This window comes from Colwellia sp. 20A7, from assembly GCF_009832865.1.
Taxonomy (GTDB): Bacteria; Pseudomonadota; Gammaproteobacteria; order Enterobacterales; family Alteromonadaceae; genus Colwellia.
In genome coordinates, this window is record NZ_CP047130.1 from 1,997,475 (window position 1) to 2,018,768 (window position 21,294).

General features: G+C 35.2%; 22 protein-coding genes. 10 read left to right on the plus strand and 12 right to left on the minus strand.

Translation table 11 applies throughout. The features are described from left to right. Positions 1 to 71 precede the first annotated feature (71 nt). Positions 72 to 1,940, minus strand: coding sequence for a GNAT family N-acetyltransferase (locus tag GQS55_RS08675; RefSeq protein ID WP_159819768.1), 1,869 nt, complete (start codon positions 1,938 to 1,940; stop codon positions 72 to 74). 155 nt (positions 1,941 to 2,095) lie between these two features. Between GQS55_RS08675 and GQS55_RS08680 the strand changes: the two genes are divergently transcribed. From GQS55_RS08680 to GQS55_RS08705, 6 genes are all read left to right on the plus strand, one after another. Beyond that, positions 2,096 to 2,731 (plus strand): sulfotransferase, encoded by a 636-nt coding sequence (locus tag GQS55_RS08680; protein WP_236559803.1) that lies wholly within the window; start codon positions 2,096 to 2,098, stop codon positions 2,729 to 2,731. A gap of 58 nt (positions 2,732 to 2,789) precedes the next feature. After that, on the plus strand, positions 2,790 to 3,362 hold the full coding sequence (locus GQS55_RS08685) for a tRNA-(ms[2]io[6]A)-hydroxylase (RefSeq protein ID WP_159819770.1): 573 nt from the start codon (positions 2,790 to 2,792) through the stop codon (positions 3,360 to 3,362). 26 nt (positions 3,363 to 3,388) lie between these two features. Beyond that, positions 3,389 to 3,922 carry a sugar O-acetyltransferase gene (locus tag GQS55_RS08690; RefSeq protein WP_159819772.1) on the plus strand — a complete coding sequence of 178 codons (534 nt, stop codon included), beginning with the start codon at positions 3,389 to 3,391 and terminating at the stop codon, positions 3,920 to 3,922. Between the two features lie 612 nt (positions 3,923 to 4,534). Further along, positions 4,535 to 5,182, plus strand: coding sequence for a DUF1707 and DUF2154 domain-containing protein (locus tag GQS55_RS08695; RefSeq protein ID WP_159819774.1), 648 nt, complete (start codon positions 4,535 to 4,537; stop codon positions 5,180 to 5,182). A gap of 133 nt (positions 5,183 to 5,315) precedes the next feature. After that, positions 5,316 to 5,705 (plus strand): acyl-CoA thioesterase, encoded by a 390-nt coding sequence (locus GQS55_RS08700; RefSeq protein ID WP_159819776.1) that lies wholly within the window; start codon positions 5,316 to 5,318, stop codon positions 5,703 to 5,705. Between the two features lie 105 nt (positions 5,706 to 5,810). Then, positions 5,811 to 6,155: a YajD family HNH nuclease gene (locus GQS55_RS08705; RefSeq protein WP_159819778.1), complete on the plus strand. Its 345-nt coding sequence runs from the start codon at positions 5,811 to 5,813 to the stop codon at positions 6,153 to 6,155. A gap of 38 nt (positions 6,156 to 6,193) precedes the next feature. Here the strand turns inward: GQS55_RS08705 and GQS55_RS08710 are convergent, their stop codons facing one another. The 6 genes from GQS55_RS08710 to GQS55_RS08735 form a co-directional block, all read right to left on the minus strand. Then, entirely contained in the window at positions 6,194 to 6,391 is a 198-nt protein-coding gene (locus GQS55_RS08710; protein WP_159819780.1) for a hypothetical protein, read from the minus strand. A 12-nt stretch (positions 6,392 to 6,403) separates the two neighbouring features. After that, the gene (locus tag GQS55_RS08715; protein ID WP_159819782.1) at positions 6,404 to 6,640 is read right to left on the minus strand and encodes a hypothetical protein; all 237 of its coding nucleotides are present in this window, start codon (positions 6,638 to 6,640) and stop codon (positions 6,404 to 6,406) included. Between the two features lie 18 nt (positions 6,641 to 6,658). Further along, positions 6,659 to 7,900 carry an MFS transporter gene (locus GQS55_RS08720; protein ID WP_159819784.1) on the minus strand — a complete coding sequence of 414 codons (1,242 nt, stop codon included), beginning with the start codon at positions 7,898 to 7,900 and terminating at the stop codon, positions 6,659 to 6,661. A 2-nt stretch (positions 7,901 to 7,902) separates the two neighbouring features. After that, positions 7,903 to 8,718, minus strand: coding sequence for a ribonuclease H family protein (locus GQS55_RS08725; RefSeq protein ID WP_159819786.1), 816 nt, complete (start codon positions 8,716 to 8,718; stop codon positions 7,903 to 7,905). Between the two features lie 124 nt (positions 8,719 to 8,842). Further along, complete coding sequence (locus GQS55_RS08730; RefSeq protein WP_159818812.1) at positions 8,843 to 9,724, minus strand: IS982 family transposase; 882 nt, start codon at positions 9,722 to 9,724, stop codon at positions 8,843 to 8,845. Between the two features lie 154 nt (positions 9,725 to 9,878). After that, positions 9,879 to 10,178, minus strand: coding sequence for a hypothetical protein (locus GQS55_RS08735; protein ID WP_159819788.1), 300 nt, complete (start codon positions 10,176 to 10,178; stop codon positions 9,879 to 9,881). Positions 10,179 to 10,387: 209 nt separating this feature from the next. Here GQS55_RS08735 and ylqF point away from each other — a divergent pair, with 209 nt between their 5' ends. Together ylqF and GQS55_RS08745 are read left to right on the plus strand one after the other, a co-directional pair. Further along, entirely contained in the window at positions 10,388 to 11,320 is a 933-nt protein-coding gene (gene ylqF / locus GQS55_RS08740; protein WP_159819790.1) for a ribosome biogenesis GTPase YlqF, read from the plus strand. A 54-nt stretch (positions 11,321 to 11,374) separates the two neighbouring features. Beyond that, positions 11,375 to 11,821 (plus strand): HIT domain-containing protein, encoded by a 447-nt coding sequence (locus GQS55_RS08745; RefSeq protein WP_159819792.1) that lies wholly within the window; start codon positions 11,375 to 11,377, stop codon positions 11,819 to 11,821. Between the two features lie 213 nt (positions 11,822 to 12,034). Here the strand turns inward: GQS55_RS08745 and GQS55_RS08750 are convergent, their stop codons facing one another. Both GQS55_RS08750 and GQS55_RS08755 read right to left on the minus strand, forming a co-directional pair. Then, positions 12,035 to 12,541, minus strand: a complete 507-nt coding sequence (locus GQS55_RS08750; RefSeq protein ID WP_159819794.1) for a YgjV family protein — start codon at positions 12,539 to 12,541, stop codon at positions 12,035 to 12,037. Positions 12,542 to 12,849: 308 nt separating this feature from the next. Continuing rightward, positions 12,850 to 14,697, minus strand: coding sequence for a M2 family metallopeptidase (locus tag GQS55_RS08755; RefSeq protein ID WP_201294661.1), 1,848 nt, complete (start codon positions 14,695 to 14,697; stop codon positions 12,850 to 12,852). Positions 14,698 to 15,332: 635 nt separating this feature from the next. Here GQS55_RS08755 and GQS55_RS08760 point away from each other — a divergent pair. Further along, positions 15,333 to 15,959 (plus strand): TetR/AcrR family transcriptional regulator, encoded by a 627-nt coding sequence (locus GQS55_RS08760; protein WP_159819796.1) that lies wholly within the window; start codon positions 15,333 to 15,335, stop codon positions 15,957 to 15,959. Between the two features lie 28 nt (positions 15,960 to 15,987). Here the strand turns inward: GQS55_RS08760 and dsbB are convergent, their stop codons facing one another. Beyond that, a complete protein-coding gene (dsbB, locus tag GQS55_RS08765) occupies positions 15,988 to 16,506 on the minus strand; it encodes a disulfide bond formation protein DsbB (RefSeq protein ID WP_159819798.1) in 519 nt (172 codons plus the stop codon). A gap of 132 nt (positions 16,507 to 16,638) precedes the next feature. Next, positions 16,639 to 18,036, minus strand: a complete 1,398-nt coding sequence (gene nhaD / locus GQS55_RS08770; RefSeq protein WP_159819800.1) for a sodium:proton antiporter NhaD — start codon at positions 18,034 to 18,036, stop codon at positions 16,639 to 16,641. 899 nt (positions 18,037 to 18,935) lie between these two features. Between nhaD and acs the strand changes: the two genes are divergently transcribed. Beyond that, positions 18,936 to 20,882, plus strand: coding sequence for an acetate--CoA ligase (acs, locus tag GQS55_RS08775; RefSeq protein WP_159819802.1), 1,947 nt, complete (start codon positions 18,936 to 18,938; stop codon positions 20,880 to 20,882). A gap of 172 nt (positions 20,883 to 21,054) precedes the next feature. Here acs and GQS55_RS19990 read toward each other — a convergent pair whose 3' ends face one another. Then, complete coding sequence (locus GQS55_RS19990; protein WP_442872193.1) at positions 21,055 to 21,243, minus strand: hypothetical protein; 189 nt, start codon at positions 21,241 to 21,243, stop codon at positions 21,055 to 21,057. Positions 21,244 to 21,294 lie beyond the last annotated feature (51 nt).

The following is a 21,294-nucleotide window of genomic DNA, read 5'->3' on the forward strand; positions in this document are numbered from 1 at the left end:
GCTTGTTCATTATCATTAATACTATATTTTTATTATTGGGTATCTATAACGCTTATCGATTTTATTGTGGATTATTCAGCAACTAAATCGTTTGCTTTTACTTCACTTAATGTGAGTTTCAAACTTACTTCGTCAAAATCTTCACTTGGTTGACGAACAAATCCTGACCTTTCAAAAACCTTTAACATAGAAGCATTATCTCTACGCACACAGGCAACTAAACTGTCTAATTTTCTGATTTTGGCTATCTCGATCATTTGACCTAATAAAGTACTTGCCATGCCTCGACCACGTAGGCTTTCTTTAATAACAAAAGCCACTTCGCCAGAATTAATACTTTCAATATAGTAATACCGAGCTACCGCTTGTATTGCCTCGCCTAAATAATCTCTACGAGTAAAGCATAAGGCTAAATCTACATGTTGATTCACACTAACCAAATTACATGATTTCTCTCGTGTCATTTGAGTTATATGGTGGTTGTAACGCATGATTAGAGTTTCTTTATTGTGTGAATAAAAGAACTCTTGCAACTTACGTTCGTCTGATGGGGAGAGTGGGCGTAAAATGTATTCAATATTAGCAAAGTTGAATTTCTTTAGCTCAACATCCCCGAGCTCAGGCACTGAACTAGGTGAGCTTTCTTGATATTCAGGTACCCAATAATGTTTACGGACATCAGCTAATAACTGTTCTCTAAACTTAGGATGAGCAATACGAATAAGCTCTAATGCACGTTCTCGAATGCTTTTACCTTGTAATGAGGCAATGCCAAACTCAGTAACAACATAAGAGACATGACCACGTGAAGTCACTACGCCACCGCCTTCGGTAATATGCGCTACAATACGTGATATTTTGCCATCTTTGGTAGTAGAAGGTAGAGCGATAATAGGTTTACCACCTTTACTTAATGATGCTCCTCGCACGAAATCGACTTGTCCACCTATGCCACTGTAAAATTGATAACCAATAGAGTCTGAAACCACTTGTCCTGTCAAATCAACTTCAATTGCGCTATTGATGGACACCATGTTGTCATTTTTCGCAATTTTAACGGGAGAGTTAACGTGTTCTGAAGGATAAAATTCAATGTGGGGATTCCCGTCAACAAAATCATATACTTTTTGGCTACCTACGCAATAGGTGACCACTGCCTTTCCTTTATGGTAAGTTTTTTTGCGATTATTTATCACGCCTTTTAACATTAAATCAATAATACCATCAGAAAGCATTTCACTATGGATTCCTAAGTCTTTATGGTTAGCTAAATAGCGTAAAACAGCCTCAGGAATTTTTCCAATGCCTATTTGTAAAGTCGCACCATTTTCTACTAGCATGGCAGCGTATTGGCCTATTTGTTCAGTACGTCGGTCGAGTGCAGGAGGAATAACTTCAGGTAATTTTTGTTCTTGGTTGATCCAAGCATGAATTTGATTCAAATGAACAAAGCTATGACCATTAGTACGAGGCATACATGGGTTAATTTGTGCAATCACGTATCTTGCTGCTTTTACTGCAGAAGACACTACATCGACGCTGACCCCCAAAGAACAATAACCATATTCATCAGGCGGGCTAACCATAATTAATGCAGCATCAAGGGGTAAACTGTTTTCACTAAATAAACGTGGGATATCAGAAATGAAACAAGGCGTGTAATCTCCACGTCCTTCCGCAATCGCTTCTCGGATGTTTTTGCCTCCGATGAATAGGCTATTTACTTTAAAAAGATCTTTATGTTCAGGCTTTGCCCATACGTTTTCAGATAGCGTTAAAATATGTACTGTTTCAATGTCGTGTAACTTATTTGAATTAGCGATTAAGTTATCAATTAAAGCGTTAGGTACAGCCGCTCCGGAGCCGATAAAAATTCGGTTGCCTGATTTTAAATAATCTTCCCAATTTATATTGTCGCGTTCTGCATATTGGCTTGCCATACAAATTCCTATTTTAGTTCTTATACTGCAATATTAAGAGGTTACCTTATTAAAGCACTTTATATCAATGTAAGCTATTAGATATAAGTATGACTTAATATTTATTGATCCTAGTCAATGGTATAATTTATTTTTATTTATTTAGAGTAAGAAAAGTGACATTTAATAAGATATTTATAATCGGCTTACCAAGAACCGCGACGACGAGTGTATGTTTAGCCATGTTAGGTTTAGGTTTTAAAACAGCGCATAATGCTTATACTGCAAACGCTTTTAATGACGCTCAAGTGATTGCCGATACACCCGTATTTTGCGACTACCAAAATCTTGATAAGCATTTTCCAAATAGTAAATTTATCTATTTAACGCGAAACAAAGACAATTGGATACCTTCAATAAGACAGTTATTACAACGTATGATTGTCAATTTACAGCGGACTGATGGTGGTTTTAATCCATATTTAAAGCGTTGTTACAATGACGTTTTTTCGCCATTGACAGCTAATAATATTACGCAAGATGATTTTCTTTTTCAATGCTATCAAAACCATCAGCAAGGAATTTTTGATTACTTCAAAAATAGATCGGATGATCTTTTAACAATAGATGTTAGTGATGACATGAGTTACTCTCAGCTGTTGGCTTTTCTTAAAATTTCACCAGAAAATGGTAGAGATACAGGTTTTGAGAAAATTAATATCGGCGGCAAAGTTAGAGCTTGGCAAGATATTAATAACGTATTAAAAATAGAATCAACTAATAAAGGGCGTATTGATAAGATCCTTTATTAATCGTTGTTTGATCTGTAAAATCCTTTCTAATTATTTAACCTTCTCCGAAATACTATTTATGTTTGAATTAAAGTATAACACTACACAAGAGTGGACCGATGCAGTTATGGCTGACTTCCCTAGTTTCTTACAAGATCATGCTGCTGCAGAAAAAAAGGCATCAGGCATGGCGATGGCAATGTTGTCGCATTACCCAGATAAAGCCAAACTGGTTAGAGCGATGACTGATTTAGCGATTGAAGAATTAATACATTTTAAGCAAGTTCTAAAGCTTCTTGTCGCTCGAAATGTGACCTTAGGGCAAGATAAAAAAGACCCGTATATCAATCAAATAAGACAGCTTTTTCGTAATGGTACAAGTTACTTTTTAATGGACCGTTTATTAGTTGCGGCAGTCATTGAGGCGCGAGGTTATGAAAAGTTTTGGTTAATCGCACAAGCTTTACCTGAAGGCAAAGATAAAGAGCTATATGATGCCATCGCCAAGTCTGAAGAAAAGCACAAAAACTTGTTTGTTGAGTTAGCGTATGAATATTTCGATAAAGCAGAAGTTGATCAACGCTTAGAAGAGTTATTAATTGCTGAAGCTGAAATATGCAAAGCATTACCGATTAAAGCCGTGCTTCATTAATTGTAATTTTTTGATTTTATATAAATATGAAAAGACGTTTTGACAGTATTACACCTACATTAATAAACCAACGAAAATCTGTTCATGAACTGTGCCGTCAATTTACTCGTAGCCCGAGTAAAGGCAATTTAAAACGTTTGAAAGCCTTATTTTTCTCATGCGGCGATGATGTATTTATTGAATATGGTTTTCATATGGAATACGGCGACAATATTAGTATTGGCGAGAGAACCTTTATAAACACACATTGCACCATTGTTGATGGTTCGAAAGACGCTAATAGTAAAATAAACATTGGTACTGATTGCCTTATTGGCCCTAATGTACAATTACTGGCTGTTTCTCATGATGTCGATCCCAATGAGCGATTAGCTAAACATAACTATGCTGACGATATTCTCATTGGCAATAATGTTTGGCTAGGTGGCGGGGTGATTGTACTAGCAGGTGTAAATATTGGCGACAATAGTACGGTTGGCGCGGGTAGTGTAGTCACTAAAAATATTGAAGCGAATACTTTTTATGCTGGAAACCCTGCAGTGAAGATTCGTGATCTATAATTTAAGTTTTATGACTTCTGTTGGTAAATATTCTGAACCAAATTCAGGGTGGTGGTGTGGGGTGAATAGAATGGATACTCTATTTCTCGCCACTTCGTAAATTTATAACATCTAACACAATATGGTGGTCGGTCACCTTTATTTATAGCAGTACTCTATCCCAAATCGTATCACTATATAAATTTACTAATTTCTGGTGTATTTTACTAATATCTCGTTTAATTTACGTTGTAGTTATCTTACTAATCTATATCTTATTGTATTTTAAAGAATATTTTATTGGCTTGCCATTTGCTTATTAAAGTAATACCAAACGGATTATTAAATTGACCAACTTAGAGCTACATTAGCGAGCTTAGAACAAACACAATGAGTTAATTATAGTCATTCTATATTTCATTCATTTTGTGCGGTTATCAGTTTGCTAATGAGCTCCCGAAAGGCGAGTTTATAAGGCTTATATGCCGCGTTATTGATTTTGACAAGGGAATAACCATTCTCTGCAATCAATGCCTTGCCTCTAAGCCTTTTAATTCTCACTAAGTGATCAATTAATTAGTCCGATTGGTATAATGTAGATTTTTTAATAAGCAAATAATAAAGGGAACTAGTATGTCAGTTATTTTAGAAGATCGACCTACAGAAACAGTGCGAAGTGAAGTTATTGATCAATTAATTATGAATTATAGTCATGGTGAATTATCGTATGAAGCTTTTGAACGACGTTTAGATCAAGCGATGGAATTAATGTGTAATAAAGCTCTTGTTGCGCTGGCTGAAGATTTACCTTTAACCGTTGATAAAGCTTTTGTTGAAAATAAAAAACAAGGTTTAGCACCGAATATTGTCTCTGGTGATGCTGAAGATGTTGAGTATATGATCAATGTTTTTAGTGGCAATACGCGGGGGGGCGTTTGGACAGTACCTAAAGAGATCAGGGCGTTAAGTATATTTAGTGGTTGTGATATTGATCTCACCAATGCAAAATTTACCCAGAATGAATTACGAATAAAAACGTTTAGTTTATTTAGTGGTAGCAATTTCTATATTCCTGACAATGTAAATGTTGTTTCTAAAGTATTTTGTATTTTTGCTGGTGTAGATTCTCAAACTACGACGCAAGTTAACCCAAATATTATTACGCCTACTATTGTCATTGAAGGCATCTCAATTTTCAGTGGAATAGACATAAAAGTAAGACGCACAATGAAAGAAAAATTTGTTGATATGGCGGATAAGCTTAAAAGTATGTTTTCTTAAATTTATTAATGAGGTAGTAAAACAACACAATTTTACGAAATATACCAGCGTATATGATAATTACCTAGAGCTGTTTATTGTTAGCAGTTATAATTGAGCTTCTCATTTTGATTTTAACCCGTAAAGGTTGTTTATGAAATTTTTTTCCCGCCGTTTAGTGATGCCTAATGATTTGAACTTTGCCAATTCCCTCTTTGGTGGTCGTGCCCTAGAATGGATTGATGAAGAAGCTGCTATTTATTCAATGTGTCGACTAGAAACTAACTGTTTAGTGACTAAACATATTGGTGCAATTAGTTTTGATTCAGCAGCAAGACAAGGCGATGTTGTCGAATTTGGTTTAGAAACTAAAAAAGTAGGGACTACTTCAATAACCATTACGTGTTTAGTGCGTAATAAAGCTACGAAAAAAACAATTTGTTTGGCGGATGATATTGTTTTTGTACAAGTTGACCCTGAAACCCGTAAACCTGTGCCTCATGGCAAAACGCTAGAGCAGTTACAGAATTCAGAAAAAATTTAATAATAGTAATAGCGTTATTGGATTAATCACCTATAAAAGAGTCATTGATAAGGTATTAACTTAGCAATACAATGACGTTATTATTTACCTATTTCTAGTGTTTTTATGTCTTCAGAAAGATTTGGCACAAGTGCCAATTACAAGCAAAAAGAGCAAGGCTATCGTGATCGTGCTTTAAAACTATACCCTTGGGTATGTGGTCGCTGTGCACGTGAATTTGTTTATTCCAATATAAAGGAATTAACAGTACATCATATGGACCATGATCATACAAACAACCCCAACGACGGAAGTAATTGGGAGTTATTGTGCATCTACTGTCATGATAATGAACATGCTAAATACACAGAGCATGCTAACTATGAAACTGAAGTTAAAGCAGGGGATAGTAATCAAGATACTGCGACTTATAATCCCTTTGCTGATTTAAAATCAATGTTGAAAAAGTAGCGCTTATTAATTATCAATACTTAACACTTTAGTCGTTTTTACTCAGGTGTTAGGTATTTTTTATAATCACCACTACCAAAATACCTAACTGATTTTTTTTGCGTTAATTTTTTAGCAATTAATTGTTCTCGACAATAAATTTTCACTACTTGTTTATCACCATTTGTATCTGTGTCATAACTATGCAGGTCATTCGTTCTAAGGTTATCAAATTCAGTTTTCATGATTAATTGCATTAATGCAGTCCTCTATAGATTTTTGATATCTTTTTGAACTTGATAGCCTTCATCGGTTACAATTTTTTCAAGTACCTGTACACGTTCAGTTAACTTACTAATTTGTATTTTTAATTGATTACTTTCTTCGCCATAAGTTTTGCTTTGATTTAGCGTTTTTGATTTAAACTCTAAATATCTATTATACATTTTATATAATACGCCACTCACAACGCAAACAATGACAACAACCATTGTTGTTCCACTCATAATATACTCCTAACTAAATTAAATTTTATGTTTATGTCGAAAATAAATAATGTTTATTATAAGTAACACGGCAATTAAAGGGAGGCTCGTTAGTACAACATAATTCCAACCGCCAACAAATAATACCCAGCCTGCCATTAATGAGGCAAATGCCTGAAAACCAAACAACACAAAATCATTGGTTGCTTGTACTTTATGGCGTTCACAAGCGTTATAGCTTTGAGGTAATAAAGAAGTGCCTGTTAAAAAAAGGAAATTCCAACCAATACCTAATAAAATTAATGCCCACCAATAATGCATTACTTCCTGTCCAGAAAAAGCAATCAGAGCCACAACAAAATAAATAACAGTGCCCGTCATTAATAAGCCTTTTAATGTTATTTTTTTCACTAACCAAGGTGCAAACAAAGAAGGAAGGTACATAGCAGCAATATGGCTTTGTATTACCCATTTAGTTTCATTTAAGCTATGGCCCTGCATGTGGTGCATACTTAAGGGCGTTGCTGTCATTAAGTAACTCATAAGTGCATAACCTATTGTCGCGGTACTGATGGCGATAAGGAATATAGGCTGTTTAGCAATAATAGATAGTGGTCTGGCTTCACCAGATTTTGATACTTCTTTAATTTCAGGCTCTTCGAAAAAAATCATAATAAGAGCAGCTAAGCAAATAAGTAAGCCGAGTAAAAAAAATGAACCAGCATAGACATGAGGAGAGCTAAGCCAATCTTTTGCTGTTACCGCTATTTCAGGCCCTAAAAATGCAGCAAACACACCACTTAACATTAAAATCGATAAAACTTTAGGGATATCTTCTTCGTTATTGCTACTTTCTATCGCGGCAAACCTTAATTGTTGTGTGAAAGAGCCACCAATGCCAAATAAAAAGCTCGCTAGAGAAAATACTTCAAATAGTGCTAATTTAGTCGCTATAATTGCTAGTGATGCTGCAATTAAAAGACAACCAAATCCTGTAAATACAGCAAACTTACGTCCTTTTACTTTAGCAATCATTGCCGCAGGAATTGCTCCTGCAGCCACACCTAGTATCATTAAACTAATAGGTAGTGTAGCCAATGAAGCGTTAGTCGTTAATTCACTTGCTAATAACCCACCAATAAAAACAATAATAGGAGCAGAGCAGGTCACTAGCGGTTGTGCGATGAAGAGCAAACTGATATTTCTAGGTAAATTAAATTTTTTAGTTAATAAAATAGCTGAAATAACAATAAGTGCTATAACGAATAAAATAATTGACATTATTAGCCAGATTCCATCGCTAAAATAGCTTTAATATCAAGTTCACCTTGGTACTTAATAAGTGTTTCTTGCTTTTGTAACCTGGCTAATACGGCCATTCGATCAGATAGCTCATTACCCTCAATATTAGCATGACCTTTTACATGACTAATAATGACGTGTTTTTTAATTTCTTGATATAAAGTAAAACACGCTTTAATTAAATCAAGATTTTTAATTTCTTCACCTTTTCCACGCGTCCAGCCTTTAGCTTGCCAGCCTTTAGCCCACTTGGTAATACAATCAATTGAGTATTTAGAATCAGAAAGAATTTGTACTTGATCAACATCGGTTAAATACTTCTTAGCGAGTTTGAATGAATAAAGTAAACCATTCAATTCAGCTGTATTATTTGTGCCATTGGCTTGAAATAAACCATAATAGAGCGCGGCTATTTTACCTTGTTGGTAAATGGCGATGCCAGTGCCTGATTTTCCGGGGTTTGGTGAGCAAGCACCATCACAATATATTTGTATTTCGGCAGTAGGGTTCGATTCACCGTGCGCTGAAACATTATTACTGTTACCCGTCGATGATTTTTTAGCTGAAGTACTATTGGTTACTTTCACCTTGCTGCTAGCATCACTTTTATTGGCTAAAGAACGTTTCATTAATGCTTTAGTGTAAGTTGATGCAAAAGCTGACTCAGCCTCTGATTTTGAAGGGAAACCCATGAATTGAGCATCAGATCTTCCTTGGGTGTGATTTTGTACTTCAGCCCAAGTAGAAAATACACCTGTTTTTGCGCCTTTCCAGATAACGTAGAATTTTTTACTCATATAAATTTATTAATTATTTTATTAATGACAATACCTAGTATTATCATTAATAACGTATTGTATAGCTAGTAAAAAACTGGTAAAAAATAGTATTTAACCTGAGATCTGGATAAGGTGCGGCATTTTAAGCACTCATAATGGACTGTTCCCTATCCGATAACTTAATACACGGCTTTTGTCTTTTTAAACAATAAGCAACTATTCCTGAAATTACATTAAGCATAAAACCTGTTTCACTACGATGGCGGCTGTGCTCTATTTGAGATATGTTTTTAAGTTGATCATTCACTGTCTCTATTATGTATCTCTTTGATAGCATTGCCCGATCAAAGGCTGATATTACTTTAGCTTTCATATTTTTTCGCACGGTCGTCACTAAGTCAATATCTGATTCCTTTAATGTCTGGCTCAAGTTTTTTCCAATGTATCCCTTATCTGCATATAGCTTACCAGTAAGATTTTTACATAAGTCAGGTATTGGAGTTCGGTCATTTGTATTGCCCGGCGTAATATTCAAAGCAAGGATTTCACCTTTATGATTAATCAATAGATGAAGCTTAAAGCCGAAAAACCAGCCCATTGTTCCTTTTCCTCGCTTAGCCGTATCTGCAAATACACGGTTACGTGGAATACGGATATTGTGACATACCTTTAGGCTTGTAGAATCTACAAATGCAATTCCTGTTGGCTCACCTTTCACCGTTTGAAAGTAAGCACACATTGGTACAATAAGATCTGACATTGTATTGATGAAACGAGTGTAGCTGAGCAGCTCTGGGAAATCATCAGTCCAGTATCGTTGGACTAAACCAATATAGAAGTTTTTGAAATCTCTATGATTTGACTGATGAAATGCAATCATAATGCTCATTCGCTCGCTGGTAGACATTTTCGAACTACGTCTACGCTTGCGAGTACCGTCTGATAGCAATTGTGCTTCCCATTTAGGTGAAAATTGATGACAAAAATCATCGACATCACAAAATATTTCCACTAAATTATCCATCTGCCCACCTTATTTGCTTTCAAATCGTTTCTTGGTCGAAAGATCTGATCGCTAGGTGGGTATTTAGTTCAATTTTTTATCTTCTTATCCAGAATTGAGGTTATTTAGATAGTAAGATTTAAATAATGAGTGCGAATTGTGTACTTTGAAATAATTAGACTATCAGGGAAACTTCTTTTTTATAACGGCGATTTTTTTGTAAGCGAGATTCTACATACCGTCCTCGTTTTTCTTGATTTTTTCGTCTATCTTGCCCAGTGCGACGATCATCTTCTTCTGCTATTGAAGGTAAATCTTCTTGTAATACTTCAGGATCTGACGTTGTGTCATGTTCAGAGGTTGAGTTCTTTAGCAAGGCAACTTGTTGGTATTTATTTTTCTGCTTTTTATCCTTCGCTAGTTTTTTTGCTTGTGCTACATGGCTAGCATAGGCTAAATCATTTATATAATTCATCGCACTTACTTCATACACAAGAAAATAGTTTATTAAACTTGCGTATATACCTTAGTTATTTTGTATGACTTGTATGTTTAATCGGCAATAAAATGAAAAAGTTTAATTTTTTTAGGCTGTTTTTATCATTGTTTTCGAATAACCTTTGTACCTAAGGTAAACCTTGCTAAAATTCACTCTATATATTTGTTACTCAATTAGGACTTTTCATGGCAATTAACTGGTTTCCTGGCCATATGCACAAAGCTCAAAAAGAAATTAAAGAAATTCTACCGCAAATAGATGTGGTAATAGAAGTGTGTGATGCCCGCTTGCCATTTAGTAGTGAAAATCCAATGATTACTGAGATTAGAGGTGATAAACCGCTAATAAAAATTCTTAATAAAAGTGATCTTGCGGACCCCGAGAAAACAAAGGTTTGGTTAGAGTACTTTGAATCTCAGCATAATGTGAAAGCGATTGCACTAACCACTGAAAATAATGCTATAGCGAAAATGATCCCAGCCTTAATAAAAAAATTGGTGCCAAGTAAAGATGAAGATGGCAAACAAATTAATGCCGTTATTATGGGTATTCCTAATGTAGGAAAATCTACATTAATTAATACCCTTGTAGGTAAAGCAAAAGCGAAAGTAGGTAATGAGCCTGCAGTGACGAAAGGTCAGCAGCGTATTCGCTTAGAAGATGGATTGTATCTTTTTGATACACCAGGTATGTTGTGGCCAAAAATTGCTAATGAGAATAGTGGTTATCGTTTAGCAGTCTCCGGTGCCGTTAAAGATACAGCATTTGACCATGATGATATTGCTTACTTTGCAGCAGAATATCTACTTGAAAACTATCCAGAGCGTTTGATAGAGCGTTATCAACTAGACAGTAAGCCTTTGCATGAAGAAGATTTAATTGAAGCAATTGGCCGCAGGCGTGGTTGTGTTCGTAGTGGTGGTCATGTTGATATGCATAAAGCTTCGGTTATCTTAATTAATGAAATACGAGATAAAACTTTAGGGGCTATTACGTTTGAAATGCCTGAAAATATAGAAAAAGAAAATGCACATTTTGCTGAACTAGAGGCAAAGAAAATTGCTGCTCGTGAAGCGAAGAAATTAGCGCGTGGTCGAGGTCGAAAAAATAAAAGATAGTAAGCTTTAAGAATAGCCGAAAATAGTTAATAAATAATCGTTGAGGAATACATCATGGCAGAAGTTATACCAGTATCAGAATCTTTTAGTTTACACCCACAATTAGTTCAGGACTGTTTTGAATTAGCTGAGTTTCCGTTATGCAAATTACTACTATGTAATGATAGTAGTTATCCTTGGTTTATTTTAGTACCTAAAGTGAATGATGTTAGCGATATTTACCAGCTAGATTGGCAACAGCAGCAGCAACTACTTAATGAGTCAAGCTTGCTAAGCGAGTTACTTATACAAGTATTTGATGGCTATAAAATGAATGTGGCTGCACTAGGAAATGTGGTGGAACAGTTGCATGTACATCATGTTGTAAGATATAAAGAAGATGTCAGCTGGCCAAAACCTATTTGGGGGCAACAACCGTTAACGCCTTATACAGCAGAAGCCATAGTCGCTTTAAAAGAAAAACTGTTACCCAAACTTTCAATTATTTTAGACACGTTATAAATAAAAAGACTGCTTTAGCAGTCTTTTTTTATTTAGCTTACCACTTTGTGTTATACCAGTTTCATTAATTAAGTTATCTACTTTATACGCAGGAAAAATGGCCAAATACAAGGCATTTATTTTAATAACTAGTTGTTCTAATTATTAAATAAATAACGCGGTAATTGGTTGTTTTAACCAGTAGAAATGATCACATAGTTAGTGAGATTGGTATTAATACTTCATTGGTTTTTGCGCGAGGTAATAACGATAATACCCGATAAAACTACTACCAACAAAAATGACCTCAACAAGTATTCCTATTGGTGTCCATAAAAGAAGATTATGAACCAACCATAATGAGCCACCTATAATCATCATTAATCGTAAAAATTTATCATTATGGCTAAATGAGCCGAGCGTAGTAAATATTGTCGCTATAAATCCAACAATACTTAACAGACCAATATAAGTAGAAATGGTAATAAGTAAACTGACACCAAGTGATGCAAAAGAAAGCCACTTTAACTTCCATTTTATTGAAATTAAAAAACGAAGGCTGGAAAATAAAAAGATAAACCCCGCGGTAGGTTGATCAAGTAATAGGTAATGAAAGCCATTAAAAAAACAACTAACAGACAATAAAGCCAAAAGATAGTTTTTGTTCTTTAGTTGCATAGCAAAGCATTCAATAATGAGTGTGACAGTAACGAGTATTTGTGAAAGTAAAAAGTCTGACATAGAATTTTTTGAAGTACGCTATTTTGTTAAAGTTTTGCCTTTTATATCTACAGTTTTTTTACAAATAGAAACAAAGGTATTACTACTTGCTCGTTCATCACAAAAATATTCGTGAAGTATCGACTATAATTAATTGATAAAAATCATAATAATACTAGCTGAATAGTTGGATTGGATGATAGACAATAGCAGGGCAGTTTAACATATTACTCCTCTTGTTGGGGGGAATATCAGTGGTCAAAATAAGAAGCCCTAATATCTAGGATATTAGGGCTTCTTTTATCAGTAAATTATGTGTGATTATTTATTTAAAAACCACACTGTTTACCTTGGTTTTTATCTTTTAACCAGGTTTGTAGAGGCGAAAAGTAATCTAAAATGGCAGTTGCATCCATTTGTTCATTACCCGTTAATACTTTGTAAGCTTGTTGCCACGGTTGGCTAGAGCCCATTTCTAACATTGTATTAAGCGCCTTACCAGCGTCTTTGTTGTTATATATAGAGCAACGGTGAATTGGATCGGTATTACCCGATATTTCACATAAAGCACGATGAAATTCAAATTGCTGTATATGCGCTAAGAAATAACGACTATATGGAACACCGCCAGGAACGTGATATTTTGCACCCGGATCGAAAGCTTCTACATTACGGTCAACTGGTGCAGCAACACCTTGATATTTTTCACGTAACTCCCACCAAGCTGTATTGTAGTTTTCAGGTGTTACTTCACCTGAGTAAACTTTCCAACGCCATTGATCTACCATTAAACCAAAAGGAAGAAAGGCTATTTTGTCTAACGCCATTTTCATCAACAAACCAATATCTTTTGACTCATCAGGAATGCTATCAATTAAGCCAATTTCTTTTAGGTATTTAGGTGTAACTGATAAAGCAATGGTATCGCCAATTGCTTCATGAAATCCGTCATTAGCACTGTTTTGGAAATATACAGGTTGATCTTTATAGGCACGTTGATAAAAATTGTGTCCTAATTCATGGTGAATAACAGAGAATTCCTCACCAGTTTTTTGAATACACATTTTAATTCGTAAATCATCTTTGGCATCTAAATCCCACGCTGAAGCATGACAAATCACATCTCTATCTTCAGGTTTAGTAAATAAAGAACGTGTCCAGAACGTTTCAGGTAAAGCGTCAAATCCAAGTGAAGTAAAAAACTTTTCTGCGCCTTTAACCATTTGTATTTCGTCATAATTATGAGCGGCTAATTGCTTAGTTACATCATAACCAGGGTCGGCATTATCGGGCGCAACAACATCATAAATATTTCCCCAAGATTGTGCCCACATATTACCAAGCAAATGTGCTGGAATAGGTTGATCTTGTGGTACTTTATCTTCGCCATATTCTTTACCAAGTTCGCTACGTACATAACAATGTAAATCGTCATATAAAGGCTTTACTTGTCCCCAAAGTCTATCTAATTCATTGGCGAAATCGTCAGCAGGCATATCATAGTTTGAACGCCACATGGCTCCAAGATCTTTGTAACCTAGCCCTCTTGCACCTTCGTTTGCTAATTCTGCTTGGCGAGAATATAAAGGTTTCATTGAGGGACTAATTTCACGCCATCCTTCCCACATTTCTAATAATTCATCGTAATCACGAGACGTTGCCATAATTGAAGTCATATCACCTAAGCTAAGCTTTTCACCTGCTTTAGTTGTGTAACTTCCTTTACCATAAATGCTGCCTAGCTCTGCACCAATCTGTGCTAATTCAGCAGATTTTTTTGAATCTTGAGGAGCAGGTAATACTAGAGATTGTTTTAATATATTTAATTGACGACGCTGAGTTGGATTTACGTCAACATTATCAAACTTTGCAGCTTGCATGGCAAAACGTACACCAGCTTCAGTAGACTTTTGATCAGCTTCTGCCGCAAGAGACGCTGTATCTTCTGTAATAAAGTTTGAATATATCCATGCAGCTCTTGCACCAGAGACACCTAAAGCTGTCATTTCTTCAGCAACATTATCTAGAAACACTTGTGCATCTTGACTTGTTAACGTTTTTTGTTCTGTTTGTGATTTTGCTGTTGAATTACTTTGAACTTGAGAGCAACCAGATAATGACGCTGCTATGACTAAAGCAATAGAGGTGAACTTAAATGTATTTGTTATATTATTCATCATGTTTTAAGTGTTATAAAAAATTTGGGAAGAATTTAGTATATTGAAAGATGAAACTAATGCAAATGTTCTAATAAAGGAAAATAGATATGAGTAATTATTTTATTTAATCATTAAGTTATTCTAATCAATCCGCTATATAACAAAATAAAATAGTACCTTTAACGCTTAGCTAGCCCTTATCTATAAGGCTTTTAAATTATGGTTCAGTAAAAAATGATGTGGCTTATTTGGTCTTTATATTAGCCATACTTGTATTTAAAAGGTAAGTTAAACGATGAAAAAGACACTATAATTACTTGTTTAACAAGCGTTACTGTATACAATGCGTAACAGTTTGCTATTAATAAGACGGATAATAGAGAAAATAAATTAGATAAACTTTTTATTTGTTCTTTTTAGCAAAATACAAAAAAAAGACTCAGGGCAGATTGACAGATCAGGCCACTGAGTCAGGAAGTAAACATGTATGTTCACTAAGTTTGAGGCACTTATTTATAATTAGTTCAATTTTTCTACATAAAATTGCAAATTATTATTTAGGCCGTCATGCTGCTTGACCTGAACGTGATAAATAAGCTATTTTAAACGCTTGTTTGAATTTTAATATTATTAGCGTTTTGGTAAAAAGAAATATGAGTACAAAAAATAAAATTTTAGATGCAGCAGAAGTCCTATTTTCTGACAAAGGCTTTAACGGAACATCGTTAAGAGAGATTACCAGCCAAGCGGAAGTAAACTTAGCAGCAGTAAATTATCATTTTGGCTCTAAAAAAGAGTTGATCAAAGCCGTTATGTCTCGGTATATGAATGAACTAAGCCCTCGGTTAGAGTCTGCATTAGGAACACTGTGTTCAGATGAGGCTAAACCAAGTTTAATTGATGTTTTTTCTGCTTTTCTTGATCCTTTACTTCATTTAAATACTTTTAAAGACAATGGTACAAGTATATTTTTACAATTATTAGGTCGAGGTTATACTGATAGCCAAGGCTTTTTAAGATGGTTTTTGACAACCCAATATCCAAATGTTTTTACTAATTTCACCAATGCTGTTCACAAAGCTTACCCAGAATTGAGCGCAGAAGAAATGTTTTGGCGATTACATTTTACGATGGGGACTATTGTTTTTACTATGTCTTCAAGCGACGCGTTAATTGATATTGCGTTAAATGACTTCGACCGCCAAGTAGATATTGCTGGCGTTATTAAGCAAGTTATTCCTTATGTTGCTGCCGGCGTTGCAGCGCCTATCGTTAGATAAGCGCTATTTTAGTTAAATAGGTAAGGTTTTAAAGCTTTTTGCTGTGTATCAATCTATTTAATAAGATGATGCCAAAAGCGAGTGTATAAAAACCAAATACAACAGTCATCCACTGTGGCATGCTATAACCTAAAAATTGCCAATCTATATCTCCACAACTGCCGGTTGCTTCAAACAAAAATGGGAGCCATTCATGTAATGGTGCCCATGTTGGAAAATTAGGCATAAATTCACAACTAAAGAATAATGACCCTGAGTTGCTTTGCATTTCTACATGTTCTAACGCTATTAGTAAGCCCCAAATAGCACCAACGGCCCATAAAGCATAAGCCATTATCCTGGCGAGTAAAAAACGTGAGCCGGCAATGCCAACAACACCCGCGACAATAATTGCGCAAATTGCAAGGCGTTGATATACACACATAATACAAGGTGCTAAGTCCATCGCATATTGAAAAAACAAAGCGCATAACTCGAAAGCTAAGGCAGAAAGGGTTAATAATAACCAAGATTTGGAACTAGTTGTTAAATCACTTAAAAATTTCATTTTTTTCCTAATAATTTTTATGATAACGATACTTATGAATATAAAAAAAGCTTCTAAATTACTTTAAAGTAAAATAGAAGCTTTAATCATAACAACTAATTATGAATGTTGTTATCTGAAATTGTTACAATTTTAGCCGTTAATTAATAAGTGTGTATAAATACTGGCAGCGTAACCTAACGCAATAACAGGAGTCCATTTTAGATGACTAAAGAAAGTGTAGTAACCTCTCGCTTGTCCCATTAATGCGACACCAGCAGCAGAGCCAATAGATAATAAGCTACCTCCTACTCCCGCTGTTAATGTTACTAGTAACCATTGCATATGAGACATTTCAGGATTCATAGTCAAGACCGCAAACATTACCGGTATGTTATCAACAATCGCAGATAAAATACCCACGAGTATATTGGCATTAGTTGGCCCAAGTTGACCATACATAAATTCAGATGTGATACCTAAATAGCCAATAAAACCTAAACCACCAACAGCTAAGATTACGCCGTAGAAGAAGAATAATGTATCCCACTCTGCTTTAGCTATTTTATCAAAAATATCAAAATCATCTTCAATTTGATGGCTTGTTGGCATGTCAGATTTATCTATTTCGCCTTGCCCTGATCTACGAAGGTAGTAAGCAAAAAACTTCAGGTATGCTAGACCAAGCATCATTCCGTATACTGGTGGTAAATGGATAAATGTATGGAACGATACCGCAGTGATAATAGTTAAAAGGAATAAAGCAACAATCACTAAACCACCTTTTTTAATCGGGGTAACGTGCTCTGATTCAGCTGATGGATTACCTTTAGGTAAAAAGAACTGCATAATAAAAGCAGGGATGAAAAAGTTAACAACGGCAGGAAGGAATAACGCGAAAAACTCATTAAATTCAACCATGCCTTTTTGCCAAACCATTAATGTTGTAATGTCGCCAAACGGGCTAAATGCACCACCAGCATTTGCACCAACAACAATATTAATACAACTCATGCCGATAAATTTAGGTTCGTCTTTACCAACAGCAATAACAACTGCGCACATAATTAAAGCTGTAGTTAAGTTATCAGCAACAGGAGAAATAAAGAAAGCGAGAATACCCGTTAACCAAAATAGTGTTTTATAACTGTACCCCTTTGCAACTAACCAATCACGCAGTGAATCAAACACATTACGCTCTAGCATGGCGTTGATATATGTCATTGCAACAAGCAAGAAGAAAAAGAGCTCAGCATATTCAAGAAAGTTATGACGAATAGCAACTTCAGCAGAATGTGGCATTCCCTGAGAGACGTAATGATAGGCAATGAGTATCCAAATTAATCCCGCAGCGAGTAACACGGGTTTAGATTTTCTTAAGTGTAATTGTTCCTCTAAAATAACTAAAGTGTAAGCAAGCACAAAAATAGCTATCGCAGCATAACCAACCCAATGAGAGGTTAAATCTAAGGTTTGATGCGCAGCATCAGATGCAAAGGCAACACTAGGTAAAAACAGTAGTGCCACTAAAATGAATAAAAGTTGTTTCATGTTTATTCTCTAGGTTTTGAGTAAGAGGAGGTTTTAATTTTTTGCAGATTCTAGCAAAACCTAGCTAAAATGATATACAAAAGCTGGCTAAATACTATTCATTTCATTAATACTCATGATACAAATTATTGCTTCTGGATATTGTTTGATGGATTTTTACTGTATACATTTCGTTCAAAAAAAACCGGGAAGTGTCTTTTATTTATGCTATTTGAGTTGGAGTATGTTCTTTGGTAGAAGGGCGGTTTTAAACACCTTTAGCGTTCAACATTTCAATTATGTCAGTTTAGATGAGTAATTATCAATCCTTAGTTATGGGCGTTATAAAATGAGTTTTCACCCTTATTTTTTACTATTATTTCTTAATAATAGCACTAGGTTTTTTTCAAGTTGATTTATTGATTACTGCTGACGTTAGGGATTGCAACTACCTTTTAGTTGATAACGTTATTAAGCTAATTTCTTATAAAATATTTTAAGGTTGTTTGATGTGTTTTGCCTTTTTGATAAATTACTCAATGTAGAACTAACTTATTTGGGTAGGCGGTTTTATAGCTATCAGTTTCAGCAATTCATTAATTGTATAATTAACATTCAGTTATTTTATAACACAAAAACTGACAAAGTTCTGATATTGTCAGCTCCTATTGTCAATGTTACTCTAAGCTTTAAAATAAAGTGGCTGTAGCCTATAAAAACGTTAGATAGAAGATTTTGAAAGTATGCCTAAAGTTTGTACTATTGTTATAGTTTCCAACTAAAGGGGTATTTGGTTAAGACTAAAGGCGTATATGCAAACCAACGTAAAATACTTAGCATAAACACAATCTTACTTATTTACATAAAGTAAAAAATAAAAATTATTATATTGGGTGCTAACCCCCAAGAAGGAATAACTTATGAATAAATTAAAACCTTGTTACCCCGTATCAGAAAAAGCAAAAGCTAATACTCATATTGATAGCGCAACTTATGATGCTATGTATAAGCAATCTATCGAACAGCCTGATGTTTTTTGGGGTGAGCAAGCAAAAGAATTTATTGACTGGTATCAACCTTGGGATAGCGTAAGTAAAGTTGATTTGAAAAAATCTGAAATCAACTGGTTCTCAGGTGGTAAACTTAATGTAAGTTACAACTGTATTGATCGCCATTTAGCGACTAAAGCAAATGATACCGCGATTATTTTTGAGGGTGATGACCCGAGTGAAGATTTAAAAGTTACTTACCAAGAGCTTCATGATCATGTTTGTCGTTTTGCTAATTTACTAAAAGAACGTGGCGTTAAAAAAGGTGATCGTGTTTGTATTTACATGCCGATGATTCCTGAAGTAGGTTATGCAATGCTAGCATGTGCTCGTATTGGTGCTATTCATTCTGTTATTTTTGGTGGTTTCTCTACCGAAGCGATTAAAGCTCGGGTAATGGATGCGGATTGCCAAGTAGTTATTACTGCGGATGAAAGTTTACGTGGTGGTAAGCATATTCCACTTAAAGCGAATGTTGATGCTGCTGTTGCAGAATGTCCTCAAGTTCACTCTGTTATTGTTGTTGCTCGCACGGGTGGTGATGTTGCTTGGAATGAAAAAACAGATATTAATTACGAAGAAGCTGTAGCAAGACAAGAAGCGGTATGTGAACCTGAAATTATGGATGCTGAAGATCCACTATTTGTTTTATATACTTCAGGCTCTACTGGAACACCAAAAGGTGTTGTACATACTTGTGGTGGTTATATCTTATATGCAGCAATGACACATAAGTATGTGTTTGATTATCAAGAAGGCGAAATTTACTGGTGTACTGCCGATGCAGGTTGGATCACTGGTCATTCTTATATATTTTACGGCCCATTAGCAAACGGTGCTACCACTTTAGTTTTTGAAGGTGTACCAACGTACCCTGATGCTGGACGTTTCTGGCAAGTATGTGAAAAACATAAGGTAAATGTATTCTATACTGCACCAACAGCTATTCGTGCGTTAATGAGTGTAGGTAATGAATTTGTTGAGAAGTATGATCTTTCTTCATTACGTTTACTAGGGTCAGTAGGTGAGCCAATTAATCCAGAAGCTTGGCATTGGTATTATGAGGTTGTAGGCAAAAGTAATTGTCCAATTGTTGATACTTGGTGGCAAACAGAAACAGGTGGCATTTTAATTACTTCGCTACCAGGTGCAGTAGATATGAAACCTGGTTGTGCAGGTAAACCATTCTTTGGTGTTCAACCTGCATTATTTGATAAAGACGGTAATACCCTTGAAGGTGAAAACCAAGGTTTATTAGTAATGACCGCTAGCTGGCCAGGACAACTTCGTACCGTTTATGGTGATCATGATCGTTTCTATCAAACTTACTTAGGTCAATACCCAGGTAATTATTTTACTGGTGATGGTGCAAAACGTGATGAAGATGGTTTCTATTGGATCACTGGTCGTGTTGACGATGTCCTAAACGTTTCAGGTCATCGTTTAGGTACTGCTGAAATTGAAAGTGCTTTAGTACTTCATCCAGCTGTTGCTGAAGCGGCTGTTGTTGGTTATCCTCATGAAATCAAAGGCCAAGGCGTATATTGTTATGTTACCTTGATGGCAAATGCGCAAGAGTCAGATGAACTTAATGCAGAGCTAAAAGATTTTGTTGCGAAAGAGCTAGGTCGCTTTGCAAAACCTGATTACGTTCAATGGGCACCAGGTTTACCTAAAACACGCTCAGGCAAGATTATGCGTCGTATATTACGTAAAATTGCTGAAAATGATGTTGATACGTTAGGAGATACTTCAACATTAGCGGATCCAAGTGTTGTTGATAACTTAATAACAAAACGTATTGTTCATGCTGGTTAATACTATTGTAAATTAACAATATATCTGTCTGATTGAGACAAGATAAATAAGAAGGCTGTTTATTAACAGCCTTTTTTATTTGTTCAAAATTATTTACTGTTATTGTTTAAACCTTAGTTGATAAAGTAATCCTTCACGTACACCGCTGGCACTGTATGTAAGCATGTCAATTTTAAGCAGCTAAAAGCATGATATTAAAATAGCGATAGTTGGTGTCAAGAAGGGTGTTTTTTTTCGCATAAATTATTAAACTTACATTAGCAATGTGAACACGATACACCTCATCCATGTTACTGGAATATATTCCCCAAAACCTCAAATGTTCTAATAAATGGACACTAATATCTGAGCTTCTTGTAATACTTTGTGGTTAAACGATAACCAGTTTAGCGCTTTCTCGATAAACTTCATT